Here is a 16747-nt window from a genome sequence, read left to right as displayed (position 1 = left end):
CCAAGTCCCCAAAAATCAGGTGCGCAGCAGTTCGTTGATCGCGGTCTTGGACCGCGTGCCGGCATCGACGCGCTTGACGATCACTGCGCAGTAGAGGCCCGGGCCGGGCGAGCCGTCCGGCAGCGCCTTGCCGGGCATCGTGCCCGACACGACCACGGAGTAGGGCGGAACCCGACCGTACATCACCTCGCCGGTGGTCCGGTCCACGATCTTGGTGGAGGCGCCGATATAGACGCCCATGGACAGGACGCTGCCCTGGCCGACGATGACGCCCTCCGCCACCTCGGCACGCGCCCCGATGAAGCAATCATCCTCGATGATCACCGGGTTGGCCTGGAGCGGCTCCAGCACGCCCGCGATACCGGCGCCGCCGGAGATGTGGCAGTTCTTCCCCACCTGCGCGCAGGAGCCGATCGTCACCCAGGTATCGACCATGGTGCCTTCGCCGACATGGGCGCCGAGATTGACGAAGCTCGGCATCAGCACGGCCCCGGGGGCGATGTAGGAGCCACGGCGGACGAAGCAGCCCGGCACCGCCCGCAGACCCGCGGCGCGGAATTCGGCCTCGCCCCAGCCGGCGAACTTGGAGGCGACCTTGTCCCACCAGGGCGCGCCGCCCGGGCCACCCTCGATCGTCGCCATGTCGTTGAGGCGGAAGGAGAGCAGAACCGCCTTCTTCAGCCACTGATTGACCACCCAATCGTGGTTGCCGGACTTCTCGGCGACGCGGGCCTTGCCCGAATCGAGCAGGTCCAGAGCCGCCTCGACCGCCTCGCGCACCGCACCCGTGGTGGCGGTCGAGATGGTGGCACGGTCTTCCCAGGCGGCTTCGATGGTCTGGGCGAGATCGGAATGGGGCAGGCCGGCCTGGGACATGGAACGGGTCAGAACTCTTGCAGCGGGAGCCCGTGCTTACAAGCGGCCACCGGAGCTGTCACCTGAGGAGATACCGTCGATGACCTCGAGGAGTTCGCGCACCTGATCGAGATCGGTCACCAGCCCGACGAGGTCGTCCGCCAGGGTGTCGTGGACGGCCTGCGCGGCGGCGGGGAACTCCTCCAGCACGCGGCGCATCAGCATCGGGGTGATCCGCATCACCGCGGCGCTCCCCTCGGCCCGGGCCTCGGTCGGCCGTGTGCCGCGCACGAACAGGGCGAGCTGGCCGATCAGCGCGGAGCGCCCGGCCCGCACCGTCTCGGCTCCCTGAACCCGGGGCGCGAGCCGGATCGTCCCCGCCATCACCACGAAGCCGCCATCGGCCGGATCGCCGCGCGCGAACAGCAGGTCGCCGTCCGCGAGATCGCGGCGCTCCGCCGCGAAGGTCAGCAGACGGAGGGCGTCGCGGTCGAGAAAGCCGAACAGCGGTGCGGCCGCGAGGATCGCGATGTCGTCGTCGAGCCCCAAGAACGCCTCACCACCCTGCGCATACGCGAACCCGCCGGATCGCCTACACGTAAAGCTTCAATTCGTCAGGGCAGCAACTTGTATCCGCCGCCCTCCGTCACGAGGATCGCGGCGGTGGCGGGATTCGGTTCGATTTTCTGGCGCAACCGGTAGATATGCGTCTCCAGTGTGTGCGTGGTCACCTGGGCGTTGTAGCCCCAGACCTCGGCCAGCAGGGTGTCGCGGTTCACTACGGCGCGGCCCGCCCGGTATAGGAAGCGCAGGATCGCGGTCTCCTTCTCGGTCAGCTTGAGCTTCGAGCCGCGCTCGCCGACGAGCAGCTTGGCCCCCGGCTTGAACGTGTAGGGACCGATCTGGAACACCGCGTCCTCGGAGGCCTCGTGGCTGCGCAGATGCGCGCGGATCCGGGCCAGCAGGATACCGAACTTGAACGGCTTGGTGACGTAGTCGTTGGCGCCGGCCTCCAGCCCCTCGACATGGTCCGCCTCGGAATCCTGGGCGGTGAGCATGATGACCGGGCCGCGGAAGCCGCCGGCGCGCATCCGGCGCACGGCCTCGCGCCCGTCGAGGTCCGGCAGACCGACATCCATCACCGCGAGGTCGATGCGCTCGGCGGCCACTCGCCGGATCGCGTCCATGGCGTTCGCCTCGGTGAAGACCGTGAATTCGTCGCAGAGATCGAGCTGTTCGGTCAGGGTATCGCGCAGGATCGCGTCGTCGTCGCAGATCAGCAGGCGGTAGGCGTTCGGCATCGTCCGGGGCCCCAGTGCGTGCTGCGGGAGGGGCGATGGGCCGCCTGTCGGGTGCAGCATGCGATAATGTCGGATCTCGGCAGGATCGCGCGACGATCCTACCCAGGCTTGTGTTTCCGCATCCTTTCGCCGACGCGACAAGCACGCCGGCCAGCGGGTTGCGGGATCGAGGCGCGCCAATCCGGGATCGCGGGTTCGGTCCCCGCGGCGAGGCGGGGGGCTGGCACATTCCCGAATCCCGGCTCGGCGGCCCAGGTTCGACCAAGAGATAGGGCGCGCTTTGTGGCCGGAAGTTGCCTTGCGCGCAATTTTTCACCGCTTCGAAGTATGGATCTCGGGCATAAGGCCCGCCGGACCGGACGGATTCGGGAGGACGGACATCATGCGGCGGCCGAGTAGGGGACCCGTCCGTCTGACCCTGAGGGAGATCCGCGTGCGGGCGCTGGTCACCGACCGCCGGCGCGGCCAGCTCCTCGTCGGCCCGGCCGTGATCCCCTGTGCCCTCGGATCCGGCGGCATGGTCTGCGACAAGCGCGAGGGCGACGGCGGCTCGCCGCGCGGCCGCTTCCGCCTGCGCGACGGCGCCTACCGGCCCGACCATCTCGGGATCCGGCCGCGCACGGCGCTGTCCTTGCGGGCCACCCGGCCCGATGACGGCTGGTGCGACGATCGCCGGGACCGCCGCTACAACCGGCCGATCCGCCTGCCGGCGCCGGGCGTCAGCGCCGAATCGATGTGGCGCGGCGACGGGCTCTATGACGTGGTGATCGACCTCGACTACAATCGCGGCCCGATCCGGAAGGGGCGCGGCTCGGCGATCTTCCTGCACATCGCCCGGGATGGCTACCGCCCCACGGAGGGCTGTGTCGCGCTGGCCCGGGCCGACCTGCTGCGGCTGCTCCGGCGCCTCGGGCCGCGGACACATCTGCGGATCGGCTGAGGCTCACGCCTTCCGGGTCCGGGCTCCGAAGATCGCGGTCCCGACCCGGACATGGGTGGCGCCAAGCTGGATCGCCGCCGGGAAATCCGCGCTCATCCCCATGGAGAGGATCGGCAGGTTGTGCGCCTTCGCCAGCCGGGCCAGCAGGGCGAAATGCGCGGAGGGCGGATCCTCGGCCGGGGGGATGCACATCAGGCCCTGGATCGCGAGCCCATGGGTCTCGCGGCACTCGGAAAGCAGGGTTTCGAGCTGGTCCGGCAGGACCCCGCCCTTCTGGGGCTCTGCCCCGGTATTGACCTGGATCAGCAGCTTCGGGGTCCGGCCGGACCGCTCGATCTCCTTGGCGAGCGCCGCCGCGAGCGACAGGCGGTCGAGGGAGTGGATCACGTCGAACAGAGCCACCGCCTCCCGGGCCTTATTGGATTGCAGCGGCCCGACGAGGTGCAGCTCCACATCGGGGTAGCGGGCCCGCAGGTCCGGCCATTTCGCCATGGATTCCTGGACGTAGTTCTCGCCGAAGACCCGCTGCCCGGCCTTGAGGGCCGGCAGGATGCCCTCGGCCGGCACGGTCTTGGAGACCGCCACGAGCTGGACCTCGGCCGGATCGCGGTCCGAATCCTCGGCCGCCTGGGCGATCGCCGCCCGGACCTCGGCGAGCCCGGCCGCGACATCGGCCTGTCCGACGGGGAGCTTCTCGGTCTTGCGACCCATCCCGTCCGTGTGCGGGGCATTCGGGTCGGTGATCGCGTCGTCCATCATGGGCCTGTCCTGTCGCTGGCGGGGGCCGCGGCTCCCCCGTCGACCTATGCCCTCACGCGCGCCGCGCAAGCCCGAATCGCGCCTTCCGTTGACCGGCTGCGGCGCAGATATGCTACGGGGGCGCAACCGTGCCGCGGCTCCCTCCAGCCGGCCGCCGAGCCCCTGACCCAGCCGGATCCATGACCAGCACCGCCCCCCAACCCGTCGAGCGCTACAACGCCAAGGATGCCGAGCCGCGCTGGCAGGAAGCCTGGGCCGCGCAGCGGCTGTTCGAGACGGACAACAGCGACCCGCGCCCGAAATACTACGTGCTGGAGATGTTCCCCTATCCATCGGGGCGCATCCATATGGGCCATGTCCGCAACTACGCGATGGGCGACGTGGTCGCCCGCTACAAGCGCGCTCGCGGCTTCAACGTGCTCCACCCGATGGGCTGGGACGCCTTCGGCTTGCCGGCCGAGAACGCCGCCATGGAACGCAAGGTCAACCCGCGGGACTGGACCTACGCCAATATCGCCTCCATGCGCGACCAGCTGAAGGCCATGGGCCTGTCGCTCGACTGGAGCCGGGAGATCGCGACCTGCGATCCGGGCTATTACAAGCACCAGCAGCGCATGTTCCTGGACTTCCTGGCAAAGGGCCTCGTCACCCGCCGCACCGCCAAGGTGAACTGGGACCCGGTGGATCACACGGTCCTGGCCAATGAGCAGGTGATCGACGGCCGCGGCTGGCGTTCCGGCGCCCTGGTGGAGCAGCGCGAGCTGACCCAGTGGTTCTTCAAGATCACCGATTTCGCCGAGGACCTGCTGACCGCCCTCGACGGGCTGGACCGCTGGCCGGAAAAGGTCCGGCTGATGCAGAAGAACTGGATCGGCCGCTCGGAAGGCCTGGAGGTTCTTTTCGCACTGGCCCGACCGCCAGCCGGCGCGCCCGAATCGGTAACCGTCTACACGACCCGGCCCGACACGCTGTTCGGCGCCAAGTTCCTGGCGATCGCGGCCGACCATCCCCTGGCGGCCGCCCTCGCCGCGGACCGGCCGGACCTGCAGACCTTCATCGAGGAGTGCCGCCGCACCGGCACCGCGCAGGCCGCGATCGACACCGCCGAGAAGCACGGCTTCGACACCGGCCTCACGGTCCGCCATCCCCTGGACCCGTCCTGGGAGCTGCCGGTCTACGTGGCGAACTTCGTGCTCATGGAATACGGTACCGGCGCGGTGTTCGGCTGCCCGGCACACGACCAGCGCGACCTCGATTTCGCGAACAAGTACGGGCTCGGCAACACGCCGGTGGTCTGCCCTGAGGGTCAGGATCCGGCGAGCTTCGTGATCACCGACACCGCCTATGTCGAGGACGGGCGGATGATCAACTCGCGCTTCCTCGACGGGATGAGCACCGACGGGGCCTTCGAGGCTGTGGCACAGCGCCTGGAAGGGGAGGGGGTCGCCCAGCGGAAGGTACAGTTCCGCCTGCGCGACTGGGGCGTCTCCCGACAGCGCTACTGGGGCTGCCCGATCCCGATCATCCACTGCGAATCCTGCGGTCCGGTCCCGGTGCCGGTGGCGGACCTGCCGGTGAAGCTCCCCGAGGACGTGTCCTTCGATCAGCCCGGCAACCCGCTGGAGCGGGACGCCGCGTGGCGCAACGTGACCTGCCCGCAATGCGGCGCGCCGGCCCGGCGCGAGACCGACACGATGGACACGTTCGTCGATTCGTCCTGGTACTACGCCCGGTTCACCGCGCCCTGGCTGGCGGACGCGCCCACCGACCGGGCCGTGGTCGATCGCTGGCTGGCGGTGGACCAGTACATCGGCGGCATCGAGCACGCGATCCTGCACCTGCTCTACGCCCGGTTCTTCATGCGGGCGATGCGCGAGACCGGCTGGGCCGGCACGTCCGAGCCCTTCGCCGGCCTGTTCACGCAGGGCATGGTCGTCCACGAGACCTACAAGGACGCGGCCGGCGCCTGGGTGCCGCCGGCCGAGATCCGTTTCGCCACCGAGGAGGGCGAGCGCCGCGCGTTTCACGTGAAAACTCAGGCACCGATCACGATCGGCCCGATCGAGAAGATGTCGAAGTCGAAGAAGAACGTGGTCGACCCCGACGACATCATCGCGAGCTACGGGGCCGATACGGCACGCTGGTTCATGCTGTCCGATTCGCCGCCCGAGCGCGACGTGATCTGGACCGAGGAGGGCGTGCAGGGCGCGGCCCGGTTCGTCCAGAAGGTCTGGCGCCTGGTGAACGCCGCCGCTCAGGCGACCGGCGACGGCGCTGCGGATCTGCCGCTGCGCAAGGCCGCCCACCGGGCGCTCGCATCCGTCCAGGACGATATCGAACGCCTGCGCTTCAACCGCTGCGTCGCCCACATCTACACCCTGGCCAACGCCCTGGAGGACGGGTTGCGCGGTCCGGTCTCGGCGAGCGCCGCGCGGGAAGCCGCCGGCATCCTGGTGCAGCTGATCGCCCCGATGATGCCGCACCTCGCCGAGGAATGCTGGTCGGTCCTCGGCCGCGGCAACCTCGTCGCCCAGGCGCCCTGGCCGGAAGCCGAAGCGGGGCTCCTCGTCGAGGACGAGATCACCCTGCCGGTCCAGATCAACGGCAAGAAGCGGGCGGACGTCACCGTGCCGCGCGACGCCGACGCCAAGACGGTCGAGGCCGCCACCCTGGCGCTGGAGGCGGTCCAGAAGATCCTGGAGGGCAGGGCGCCGCGGAAGGTGATCGTCGTGCCGGGGCGGATCGTGAACCTGGTGGTGTAAGCCTCGGGCGGCGACGTCTCGCCGCCAGCGTCCTGCCAACCGCCCCCTCATTGAGATACCCGCGTCGGTGGGCCTCGAAGGAGGGCCCCGGGGGAGCGCGGCGATGACTGGATGGCTCCTTCGGGGCCTCCGCAGCGCTCCGGCACCTCAGGATGAGGGGGAGAATAGGAACACCGCCGCTCGATCCGTTACGGCGCCGCCAGTTCCGGGTCCTGCCCGCTGGCGGCCAGGCCGCGTCGGACAAGCCCGTCCTGCTTCGCCTGCGCGATGAAAGCCGCAAGGTAGGCTGCCCCCGCCGGGCGTCCGACCGGCAAGCCCATCGCCTGCGGGATCTCCATGAAATGCCCCGGCAGAAGCCGTACCTCCGGATGCGCCGCCGCGTAGGCGGCGAGCGGCTGGTACACTCCCGCCGCCACGTCGAGCCCGTCGCGCGCGAAGGCCGCCACCGCCTCGGCCGAGGTCGGTGCCCGCACCAGGGTTGCGCGCGTCAGGGCGCGGCTGAGGAACAGGTCGTAGGCGCTGCGGCGCCCCACCGAGACACGCACGCCGTCGCGGTCGACCGCCTCCCGGCTCCGGATCGGTGACACAGCCGGCACGAGGTAGCTGCCGGCGATCAGCACGTACGGCTCCGTAAAGCGGATCCCCTCGGCGCGCTTCGGATCGATTGCCAGGAAGCAGATGTCCCAAGCCCCCGCTCCCGCCGAGCCCGAGACTGCGCCCGCCCCCGGATAGGTCACGAGCGCCACCGGCACGCCGAGCCGTGCTGCCAAGGCCCGGGCAAGATCCACCGACACCCCGATGGGCCCGTCCGGGCCCGGCTGGGCGAGCACCGGGTTGCCGAGATTGATCGCCGCCCGGAGCGTCCCGGTGGGAACGAGATCGTGCAGCACTGTCCCGTCGGGAGGCATCGGTACCGTCTGCGCGTGAGCCACGGTGGACAGGGTGAGCAGGCCGAAGGCCGCGACGAGTCGCATGGCGGATCGCCGCGGCTCAGGCCCGCCGCGCCTGCCCGGCGGGCGCCCGCGCCGCACCCTGGGCGGGCCGCCGGCGCCGCCGAGCCAGCATGTTGAGGCCTTCGACGCCGGCCGAGAAGGCCATGGCCGTGTAGATGTAGCCCTTCGGCACGTGGGCGCCGAACCCCTCGGCGATCAGCGTCATGCCGATCATGATCAGGAAGCCCAGGGCCAGCATCACAACGGTCGGGTTCCGGGCGATGAAGGCCGAGAGCGGTTCGGCGGCGGCCAGCATCACGACCACGGCGACCACCACCGCGACCATCATCACCGGCACGTGCTCGGTCATGCCGACCGCCGTGATGATCGAATCGATGGAGAAGACGAGGTCGAGGAGCAGGATCTGGCCGATCGCCGCGCCGAAGCCGATCGTCCCGCCGGCCGACCCCTCCGCCTCGGGCTCGGGATCCACCGTGTGGTGGATCTCCTTGGTGGCCTTCCAGAGCAGGAACAGGCCGCCGCCGATCAGGATCAGGTCGCGCCACGAGAAGGCCTGTCCGAACACCGAGAAGACCGGCTCGGTCAGGTGCACGATGAACGCCACGGTTCCGAGCAGCCCCAGCCGCAGGATCAGCGCCAGCCCGATCCCGATGCGCCGCGCCCGGGTCTGCTGATCGGCCGGCAGTTTGTTGGTCAGGATCGAGATGAAGATCAGGTTGTCGATACCGAGCACCACCTCCATCACCACCAGAGTGGCGAGGGCAGCCCAGACGGCGGGCTGACTGGCGAGCTGGATCAGGTCGGTCACAGGCGGGATGCCTCGCTGGTCGGGAACAGACGGCTGCCGAGGGCCGTGAGGTCGAAGGAGTTCGGGCCGCGGACCGGCTCGGGCGCCAGGACCTGCAGGATCTTCGGGAAGACCTTGAAATGGGCGGGCGTGTGCGTGGTCAGCTCGCCGTCGGTGTTCACCGGGCGAGGCCTGCGCGTCGAGAGCCGGATCTCCTGGGCGTGGAACGCCCGCACGTCGGCCGCCCGACCCTGGGTGCCTCGCCGCAGGGCGGGCAGCAGCGCCAGGAGCCGCCACCAGTGCTTGATCTCCAGGCTGTAGAAATCGAGCTTGCCGTCATCCACCGCGGCACGCTCCGCCACGGTCATGCCGCCGCCGTAGTGCCGGCCGTTGCCCACCGAGACCTGGATGGTCGTGACCCTCTCGACGAGGCCGTCATGCTCGATCGTGACCGTGAAAGGCCGCACCCGGCGCAGCACCCGGACGGCCGCCACCGTGTAGCCGAGCACGCCCCAGGTCTTCTTCGATTCGGCCGTCAGCTCGCCCGCGAGTTCCGCCGAGAAGCCGATGCTCGCCACGTTGAAATAGTAGTGGCCGTTGACCCAGCCGAGATCCACCGGCCGTGCCTCGGCAGTCGGGATGAAGCGGGCCGCCGCCAGGGGATCCAGCGGCAGGTTGAGGGAGCGGGCGAGGTCGTTGGCCGTGCCGAGCGGCAGGATCGCGAAGGGCAGGCCGCTCGCCACCAGGGCCGGCGCGGCGTAGTTCATGGTGCCGTCGCCGCCGCCCAGGATCACGAGGTCGACCGCGTCGGCCCGGTCGCGGATCACGTCCCGGCAATCGGCTTCCGGCGGCGGTTCCTCCGGCTCGATGCCGCCCGCCCGCAGGATGGCTCGCACCTCGTCGAGATCCAGGGCGCCGTTGCGCGCCTTGGCGTTGCAGAGCAGCAGGGCCCGGCGCTGGCGGGGGCTCATTGCGCGCTCCCGGGAAGCGGGCCGGAGGGCGACTCGGTCTCAGGTCGGGCCAAGGGATCCTCGGTGCGCGGCAGGGAGCAGGCTGTATGGAAACTCGGGAACGGCCAAAGGCCAAGACTGTCCCCGACTTGGTACCCAAACGCACGAACGCAACCCCATCATCCCCGCAATCCCGGGCTGGTCGCCGCCGCGGAGTTCGGCAGGATGTAGGCGCGCCCGAAACCCTCGTGGGACCCCGCACCCGCGCGGGCGCATTCTCCATGATGTCCGCCCCGGCCGCCAGGAAGGCACCGATGTCCGCCTCACGTCCCGCCCGTTTCCAGGCCCTCGCTCTCGGTGTGGTGCTGCCGCTCGCCTGCATGGGCACCGCCGCAGCCCAGAGCGCCTGGGTGGACCCGCCACCACGGGCTGCCGCGCCCGCCCCGGGCGCCGTGAAGGAATCAATCAAGGCCTCCGGTCCGCAGGCGCCGCAAGACGCCGCCGCCGCGCAGGCGAAGGCCCAGCCCGACAGTGCGCGCCGCGCCGAGCCGGTCCGGCAGGCCGCCAAACCCGAACCGGGTGAGGAGGCGCTGCCGAAGGCCGCGGCGACGCGGGTGTCGGGCCCGAAGCGGGCGGCCGCGCTGGAGCGTCCGCCGGTCCGGGAGACTCTGCACCGCCCCGTGCGCCATCAGCACCGGCTTGCCGAGACGCCGGCCGCAATCGGCCCGGTGCCGGTCGTATCGGCCGAGCGCGCCGCCGCCGCGCGGGCGCTGACGGCGAGCTACCTCGCCACGGTCTCGGGTTCGAGCGACACCATGGTCGGGGCCGCGACCCAGCTCTACGCGACCCGCGTGCGTTTCTACGGCCGGCCGATCACCACGGCGGCGCTCGTCGCCGAGAAGCGCAGCTTCGTCGAGCGCTGGCCGGAGCGACGCTACGCGCCGCGGGGGATGCACACTGCCTGCGATGCCGAGACCTGCACGATCCGCACGATCATCGATTTCCGCACCGCCAATCCGGGGCGGGGCGCCGTCTCCAGCGGCGAGGCCGAATTGATCCTGGAGGTGGGCTTCGCGGGCACGCGGCCTTACATCCTCGGCGAGAGCGGTCGCGTCTTGTGGCGGAGCATCCAGGCCGGAACCCTGGCCGCCTCGCCCGGCAAGGCGTAAGAGCCCCGCATCGCGTCCCTAGGTCCGGTGGCGGGCAGGGGTATACAAGCGGGCGTATCGTGGGATCGGTCCCGATGGTCGGGCGTTCCGTGAAGCGCCCGCGCGGCTTCGTCAGGGGGTTGCGGTCGGGCCTCCTTCACGCCGCGCGTCGGTGATGCCGGGATCGGGTGTATGACGTCTTCAACGGTGGTGGCGAAACAGGAGGCGGAGCCGGCCCGTCCGGCCCTCGACAGTCCCGGCCGCCTCGTCCTGCGCGAGGCGCTCCGGGCCGAGATCGCGCGCGCGCGCCCGCGCCCCGTGGCGTTCCGGACCCTCGAACTCCTGGCCGAGGCCGCCTGCGTACCCGACGAGACAGGCACCGGCCTGCGCGTTCTCGACCGCCAGGGTGCCGTGCGTCGGCGGGACGGCACATCCGAGCCGATGACCCTCGCCGACCTCGTCGCCGAACTGCGCGCGCGGCATCCGGCCCTGTTCCTGCCGCCGGAGCCCGAGCCCGACCTGGCACCGCAGGCCGCCGAAGACGCCCGCGACTCGTCCCTGCTGAGCGGCGCCTACGAGATGAAGGCGGCCACCGCCCGCTTCGTCGGGACCCAGTCCGAACGGGCCCGCACCCTGGCCGAGCGCTCCTCTGAGCAGGGCCGGGTGCTGGCGCAGAGCGCCGCCGGCCGGTTCGCCATCTTGCGAACGAGCCTGCGCGGCCAATTTGCCCGTCCTGCGGCCACCAGCGTCGACACGGGCACCGGGGTGCCTCCGGAGGTCGATCCCGCGACGGCCTGGAATACCCGCCCCGGGCGCTTCGGCGAGACGTTTCGCGACGGCTTCGGCCGTCTGCGCGACCGGCTCGGCCTCGGCGGAGACGGCACGGATGAGGGCGCACGCCGCCAACGCCGCCTGCTCCTGGGCGCCGGTGTCAGTACCCTTGTGGCAATCATCGCCGCAGGGCTCGTCCTGGAGGGCCAAGCGCCCGATCCCACGCGTCCCACCGCTCCGGCCACGTCCCGGACGGAGGTCGCGAACGGGGCCTCCCCGAACAGCCCCGCCTCGAACCCGCCGGCGGCAGCCCCCGACACGGTCACCCCGCCTCCCGAGGCCGGCGGCGAGTCCGAGCCCGACACGCCGCTGCCGCCGAATGCCGTGACGGGACAGACCCAGGTCATCGATACCGCGACCCTGAAGGTCGGCGGCAAGGTCGTGCATCTGTTCGGTGTCGAATGGGTGCGCGGCGGCCAGGCAGAGGAACTGGCCCGCTACATCGGCAACCGGCCGGTGACCTGCCAGCCCGCCCCCGGCAGCACGACCATGAACTGCCTCGTGGACGGACGCGACCTCTCCGAGGTGGTGCTGTTCAACGGCGGCGGTCGCGCCTCTCCGGAAGCGAGTCCCGAACTGGTCGCGGCCGAGGATCACGCCCGGAGCGAGCGGCTCGGCGTCTGGAAGCGCTAGACGGATGCCGACCGAGATGTTCGGCACCACGGCGGACGGCCGGCCGGTCAGCCGCCACGTGCTGAACCGGGGCGGTCTGCGCGTCGCCATCATCGATTTCGGCGCGGCTGTCACGGCCATCGAGGTGCCCGACCGGGCCGGTCACCCGGCCAACGTCGTGCTCGGCCTCGACACCCTGGCGGGCTACGAGACCGTAAGCCCGAGCTTCGGCGCCCTCGTCGGCCGCTACGCGAACCGCATCGCGGGCGGGCGCTTCAGCCTCGACGGGCACATCTATCGCCTGCCGGTGAACGAGGCGCCCAACACCCTCCACGGCGGCCCGGACAATTTCGGCAAGCGCCTGTGGCGGGCGGATCGCTCCGAGGCGACGCGCCTCGTCCTGAGCCGCCGCTCGCCGGACGGGGAGGAGGGGTTTCCGGGCAATCTCGACGTCCGGGTGACCTACACTCTGCCCGAGGACGGCGTGCTGCGCATCGACTACGCCGCGGTGACCGACCGGCCCACAATCCTGAACCTCACGAACCACAGCTACTTCAACCTGGCCGGGGAGGGGACGGGCAGCGTCCTCGGCCACATCGTCCAGGTCGAAGCGGACGCCTTCGCGCCGACGGATGCGACCCAGATCCCCACCGGCGCGATCCAGCCGGTCGCTGGGACGCCGTTCGACTTCCGCGCGCCCCGGGCCTTGGAGGCGCGGATCCGCGTCGGCGATCCGCAGCTTGCCTATGCCAAGGGCTACGACCACACCTTCGTCCTGCGCGGTCCCGTCGGGACGCTGCGGCCGGCCGCCACCTGCATCGATCCAGGAAGCGGGCGCCGGCTCGACGTCTGGACCACGCAGCCGGCGCTGCAGCTCTACAGCGGCAACAATCTCGACGGGCGGCTGATCGGGTCGTCGGGACGCATCTACCGCTCCGGCGACGGCGTCTGCTTCGAGACGCAGGGCTTCCCGGATGCGCCGAACCAGCCGGGCTTCCCCTCGGCGGTGCTGCGGCCGGGCGAGACCTTCGCGGCGGCCACGGAGTTCCGGTTCTCGGTCGTGTGAGGGCGCCACGCGCCGGCAACTTGGCCTGTGCGGCCGGGGAAACCCCTGCGGTCCGCCGGCGCGCCTACCGGCGGGCTCGCCGGCCCGCCGGAGACCGCAGGGCGGCAGACCGACTGCGCGCAGGGCTGGGTCCGGCGTTCCGCGACCACCCGCGCCGCGCAGGTCACGCCCAGGGGCGGAGCGCCCTGCAGCCCGAACTGGAGTCCAATCCGGGGCGGTCCGAAGCGGGCCGACCGCCGGTCACGGCCTCACGCCGCCCGCTCGCGCGCCTGCAGGGCCGGAATCGCGGCGGCCGGCGCCGCGGGATGGGGACGCCACGTCTCGCCGAGCACCAGAAGGGCAATCTTCACGGCGTCGAGCCGCGACGGCTCGCCCTCCGCCATGCCCTCGGTGGCGGCGACCTCCTTCAGATACTCGTCCCAGGCCCAGCGCCGCAGGATCTCCCGCTTGCAGCTCGGCAGCAGCCGGGGGTGATCGAGCACGGCGGCCGGCGTGGCGAAGACCGCGGCCGGGTTGACCAGGGCCCGCTCCAGATCGGGCAGGAAGGCAGGCACCGGATCGTCCACGGATCGATCCTGCGCCGTCGCGCGGACCTGCATAGGCGTCGCGTCCCGGTTCGAGCGCCAGACCCGCAAGGTGCTCGGCCGAACCCGGCCGGCCGGGTCGGGCGTGATCCTGTAGGCGAGTCCCTGGCGCTCCGCATAGGCCACCGCCTGCGCGCGGGTCGGGAAGGTCAGCGCCACCTCCGTGGTGAGCGGGCCGGCCCCGCCGGTCCGGCCCATCGGCGGCTCGATCTCCGCGGGCGTCTCCCGCTCAAAGGTCAGGACCCACCGTTCGGCCCGGGCGCGGCCGGACACGCCGGCGGAGCGCGCGCGGCGGCGGATCAGCGCCCGACGGCCATCGAGCCACGGTGCGCCTGCCGAAGCGGGCGGGTTGTTGTATCCGAGTCCGATCGTACCATCCTGCATGGTTGCCTCCCTGAACGGGCACGCTCAGCCGCCGAAAAGGCCGAGGCGCGCCGCCGATTGCACGCCGAAGCTCGCCGCAAAGGAGAGCAGCGCGGCGTCCCAGGCTGTCGGATGCGGGGCATCGGCCGGCGGCCCGGCCTGCGTGATCGCGCGGCCCAGCCAGACGAAGCCCGACAGGCTCAGCAGGGCGGCCAGCACCCAGGGCAGGGCCGGCACCGGGCAGGGCGCGGCCAGAGCGAGGCACAGCGCGGTGGACAGGATCCAGTTGCCCAGCACAGCCCCGTCGGTGTCCCGCACCGGCCATCCGCGGCGGCCCCGCCGAAGCCGAGACCGGATGCGGTGCCCGCCCCTCAGGTCGAAGGTTGCCATTGCGCGCCTCCCAGCTCAGTTCAGCACCGGCTCCGGTCCGGCCGGAAGGCGGCGCCAGCGTCGGCTGAAGGCCGCGGGGAAGAGCGGCTTTCGGGGCGCCGGGGATGCGGGCGGTGCCGAGCCTTCGTCAAGCGCCTGAAGGGCAGCCAGGATCGTGTCGATCGGCACCGGCTCGGCCCGGCAGCCCGGCAGGCAGCGCAGCGTCGGACAGGAATCGACCGTGCGCGCGTCCGAGGCCCAGGAGGCCAGGATCGCCCGCTTCTCGGCCCGCGACAGGCCCGGATAGCTCAGCACCTCGCGGGGATGCCGGAAGACGTCGCCCGGCGCCACGAAGGCCTCGAACGGCTCGACCGCAGGCGCCCTCAGGCTGGCAGTCGCCACCGGGCCGAGACGCTCGATCTCAGGTTGGATGGATTTCGTATCGATCTGCTGCATGCAAACCCTCCTCGTCGTGAGCAAAGGCTGAGGCGGCCGGCCCGCCCAATCGGGCGGCCCGGCCGCGGCGTCATGCGCTCAGTTCCGCGGCGGCCGAAGCCGCCGCGCTCGGACCCAGCGCAATGCTGGCTCAGTGCTTGGCAGCCGAGGCGCCGATGCCGTTGATCGCGATGCGTCGACGGCGTTCCGGCGCCTCGGCGGCGCGCGGCAGCGTCACGGTGAGCACGCCGTTGCGGAAGGTCGCCTCGGCCTTGTCCTCCATCACCGGCACCGGGAGGGCGATCGACCGCTCGAAGCGGCCGTAGCTGCGCTCGGAATAGCCACGGGCCTTGTCGGCGGTCTCCGCGCGCTTCTCGCCCTTCAGGGTCAGGACGCCGTCCGCGATGAGGAGTTCGACGTCCTTCTCGTCCAGGCCGGGAAGCTCGGCGGAGACGCGGAGCGCCCCATCAGCCTCCACCAGTTCGACATGCGGCCAGCCGAAGCTGCGGCTCGCCAAGCTTGGTACGCCGCCGAACCCGCTGAACACGTCGTCGAACAGGCGGTTCATCTCGCGGTGCAGCGTCAGGAAAGGGCTGCCCGGCTCCTGGGACAGCGCGGCCGGCGCCGGAGCAGTGTTGCGGTTCCAGGGAATCAGATCTCTCACGCTCATGGTCCTATCTCCATCGAATGCTAGGCAGTCGCGGGAACAGGCCCGCGGGTCCGCGGACCCGTGAGGGATGTCATTCATGTCGGCACGGGGGTGCCGGGCAGACGAGTCGGGTCGCCAGTCAGGCGGCCAGTCCGGCAGCCTTGGCCTCGCGGGCGATCTGGGTCGGAGCATTGTCCTGACCCGATGCGGCTGTCGTGCCGCCGATGGCGATGCGACGAGGCTTAAGCGCCTCCGGCACCTCGCGCTTGAGTTCGACGGTGAGCAGGCCGTTCTCCAGGGATGCGCCCACGACCTTCACATGCTCGGCCAGATTGAAGGTCTGGCGGAAGGTGCGGGCCGCGATGCCACGGTGGAGGTAGTGCTTCTCGCCCTCCTGGGTGGCCTTCTGACCCGAAACCAGAAGTGTGGTGTCCTGCTGAGTCAGGTCGATCTCGTCAGGCGTGAAGCCGGCGACCGCCATGGTGATGCGGTACTGGTCCTCGGCGACCTTCTCGATGTTGTAGGGCGGCCAAGCGGCCGAGGCCTCGACGCGATCGGCTTGGTTGAGCAGCTCGAACAGACGGTCGAACCCGACGGACGACCGGAACAGGGGCGAAACGTCGTAAGTCCTCATAACCACATCCTCCAACGAGCAACGTGACTACAAGCGACGCCAGACACCGTGTCCGGCGCCCTCGCGGCGAGCCCGTTTCCAGGCCTCGCACGCGCGTAACGTGCGGATCGCGGAGAGGTTCCGGGCTCGATGCAGTTTTTTGGCAGCTCTGCCGCGAAGGACGCGACGGGGCACTCCAACCCGCACACCTCAATCCCGAGGCGCGGCGGCGTCTCGAAGGAGGGCTCCAGGGATCGCGCGGCGGGCTGGAGGGCTCCTTCGAGGCCTCCGCTGCGCTCCGGCACCTCAGGATGAGGGCGTAGATGGGACCCGGGCCGCCGTTAGGATCTCGGGGTGCTCGACACCCGAGACGTCAGCCGACTGCCTCATCCACCAGGATCTCGCGCTTGCCGGCGTGGTTGGCCGGGCCGACGATCCCCTCGATCTCCATCCGCTCCATGAGCGAGGCGGCGCGGTTGTAGCCGATCTGCAGGCGGCGCTGGATGTAGCTGGTCGACGCCTTCTGGTCGCGCAGCACCACCTGAACGGCCTGATCGTAGAGGTCGCCGCCGGCCTCGCCGAAGGAGCCCTGGTCGAACACCGCGCCGTCGAGTTCGAGTTCCGCCGCGCCGGCCTTGCCCTTCGCGCCCTTCTCGGCCGCGCCCTCCTCGTCGTCGGCGGTGACGGCGTCGAGGTAGCTGGGCCGGCCCTGGCGCTTGAGGTGGGCGACCACGGTCTCGACCTCGCTGTCGGAGCAGAACGGCCCGTGC

General features: G+C 71.0%; 18 protein-coding genes. 5 read left to right on the top strand and 13 right to left on the bottom strand.

Annotated features, from left to right (window positions below; all coding sequences use genetic code 11):
• Positions 1 to 15: 15 nt before the first annotated feature.
• The 3 genes from dapD to CIW48_RS25655 all read right to left on the bottom strand — a co-directional run bounded on the left by dapD (position 16) and on the right by CIW48_RS25655 (position 2156).
• Entirely contained in the window at positions 16 to 861 is an 846-nt protein-coding gene (gene dapD / locus CIW48_RS25665) for a 2,3,4,5-tetrahydropyridine-2,6-dicarboxylate N-succinyltransferase (RefSeq protein ID WP_091786819.1), read from the bottom strand.
• 51 nt (positions 862 to 912) lie between these two features.
• Entirely contained in the window at positions 913 to 1404 is a 492-nt protein-coding gene (locus tag CIW48_RS25660) for a Crp/Fnr family transcriptional regulator (protein ID WP_149313275.1), read from the bottom strand.
• Between the two features lie 65 nt (positions 1405 to 1469).
• Complete coding sequence (locus tag CIW48_RS25655; protein WP_149313320.1) at positions 1470 to 2156, bottom strand: response regulator transcription factor; 687 nt, start codon at positions 2154 to 2156, stop codon at positions 1470 to 1472.
• A 382-nt stretch (positions 2157 to 2538) separates the two neighbouring features.
• Here CIW48_RS25655 and CIW48_RS25650 point away from each other — a divergent pair, with 382 nt between their 5' ends.
• Positions 2539 to 3096, top strand: coding sequence for a L,D-transpeptidase family protein (locus CIW48_RS25650; protein WP_149313274.1), 558 nt, complete (start codon positions 2539 to 2541; stop codon positions 3094 to 3096).
• Positions 3097 to 3099: 3 nt separating this feature from the next.
• On the opposite strand, the gene CIW48_RS25645 is transcribed toward CIW48_RS25650, so the two are convergent.
• Positions 3100 to 3807: a YggS family pyridoxal phosphate-dependent enzyme gene (locus tag CIW48_RS25645; RefSeq protein WP_173009400.1), complete on the bottom strand. Its 708-nt coding sequence runs from the start codon at positions 3805 to 3807 to the stop codon at positions 3100 to 3102.
• A gap of 227 nt (positions 3808 to 4034) precedes the next feature.
• On the opposite strand from CIW48_RS25645, the gene leuS reads away from it, so the two are divergent.
• Entirely contained in the window at positions 4035 to 6617 is a 2583-nt protein-coding gene (leuS, locus tag CIW48_RS25640; RefSeq protein ID WP_149313273.1) for a leucine--tRNA ligase, read from the top strand.
• 188 nt (positions 6618 to 6805) lie between these two features.
• Here the strand turns inward: leuS and CIW48_RS25635 are convergent, their stop codons facing one another.
• The 3 genes from CIW48_RS25635 to CIW48_RS25625 are packed head-to-tail and all read right to left on the bottom strand — an operon-like array spanning position 6806 to position 9328.
• On the bottom strand, positions 6806 to 7591 hold the full coding sequence (locus CIW48_RS25635) for an ABC transporter substrate-binding protein (protein ID WP_149313272.1): 786 nt from the start codon (positions 7589 to 7591) through the stop codon (positions 6806 to 6808).
• Between the two features lie 16 nt (positions 7592 to 7607).
• Positions 7608 to 8378, bottom strand: coding sequence for a TerC family protein (locus tag CIW48_RS25630; protein WP_149313271.1), 771 nt, complete (start codon positions 8376 to 8378; stop codon positions 7608 to 7610).
• A complete protein-coding gene (locus CIW48_RS25625; protein ID WP_149313270.1) occupies positions 8375 to 9328 on the bottom strand; it encodes a lipid kinase in 954 nt (317 codons plus the stop codon). Before CIW48_RS25625 ends, CIW48_RS25630 begins: the two co-directional genes overlap by 4 nt.
• Positions 9329 to 9621: 293 nt before the next feature.
• On the opposite strand from CIW48_RS25625, the gene CIW48_RS25620 reads away from it, so the two are divergent.
• The 3 genes from CIW48_RS25620 (at position 9622) to CIW48_RS25610 (ending at position 12964) form a co-directional block, all read left to right on the top strand.
• The gene (locus tag CIW48_RS25620) at positions 9622 to 10476 is read left to right on the top strand and encodes a hypothetical protein (protein WP_246695421.1); all 855 of its coding nucleotides are present in this window, start codon (positions 9622 to 9624) and stop codon (positions 10474 to 10476) included.
• Between the two features lie 171 nt (positions 10477 to 10647).
• Complete coding sequence (locus tag CIW48_RS25615; protein WP_149313268.1) at positions 10648 to 11919, top strand: nuclease; 1272 nt, start codon at positions 10648 to 10650, stop codon at positions 11917 to 11919.
• 4 nt (positions 11920 to 11923) lie between these two features.
• Positions 11924 to 12964 (top strand): aldose epimerase family protein, encoded by a 1041-nt coding sequence (locus CIW48_RS25610; RefSeq protein ID WP_149313267.1) that lies wholly within the window; start codon positions 11924 to 11926, stop codon positions 12962 to 12964.
• A 248-nt stretch (positions 12965 to 13212) separates the two neighbouring features.
• Here the strand turns inward: CIW48_RS25610 and CIW48_RS25605 are convergent, their stop codons facing one another.
• The 6 genes from CIW48_RS25605 to CIW48_RS25580 all read right to left on the bottom strand — a co-directional run.
• Positions 13213 to 13932 (bottom strand): NADH dehydrogenase ubiquinone Fe-S protein 4, encoded by a 720-nt coding sequence (locus CIW48_RS25605; RefSeq protein ID WP_149313266.1) that lies wholly within the window; start codon positions 13930 to 13932, stop codon positions 13213 to 13215.
• 24 nt (positions 13933 to 13956) lie between these two features.
• Positions 13957 to 14229, bottom strand: coding sequence for a hypothetical protein (locus tag CIW48_RS25600; protein WP_246695420.1), 273 nt, complete (start codon positions 14227 to 14229; stop codon positions 13957 to 13959).
• 87 nt (positions 14230 to 14316) lie between these two features.
• On the bottom strand, positions 14317 to 14736 hold the full coding sequence (locus CIW48_RS25595) for a hypothetical protein (RefSeq protein WP_149313264.1): 420 nt from the start codon (positions 14734 to 14736) through the stop codon (positions 14317 to 14319).
• A 130-nt stretch (positions 14737 to 14866) separates the two neighbouring features.
• Positions 14867 to 15385 (bottom strand): Hsp20/alpha crystallin family protein, encoded by a 519-nt coding sequence (locus tag CIW48_RS25590; RefSeq protein ID WP_149313263.1) that lies wholly within the window; start codon positions 15383 to 15385, stop codon positions 14867 to 14869.
• 118 nt (positions 15386 to 15503) lie between these two features.
• Positions 15504 to 15998: an Hsp20 family protein gene (locus tag CIW48_RS25585; protein WP_149313262.1), complete on the bottom strand. Its 495-nt coding sequence runs from the start codon at positions 15996 to 15998 to the stop codon at positions 15504 to 15506.
• A 352-nt stretch (positions 15999 to 16350) separates the two neighbouring features.
• A partial coding sequence (locus tag CIW48_RS25580; RefSeq protein WP_281407390.1) for a DNA translocase FtsK occupies positions 16351 to 16747 on the bottom strand: 397 nt, incomplete at its 5' end.

This window comes from Methylobacterium sp. P1-11, assembly GCF_008329595.1.
Taxonomy (GTDB): domain Bacteria; phylum Pseudomonadota; class Alphaproteobacteria; order Rhizobiales; family Beijerinckiaceae; genus Methylobacterium.
The sequence above is the reverse complement of the archived record's forward strand: the minus strand, read 5'-3'. Positions and strand labels throughout refer to the sequence as shown.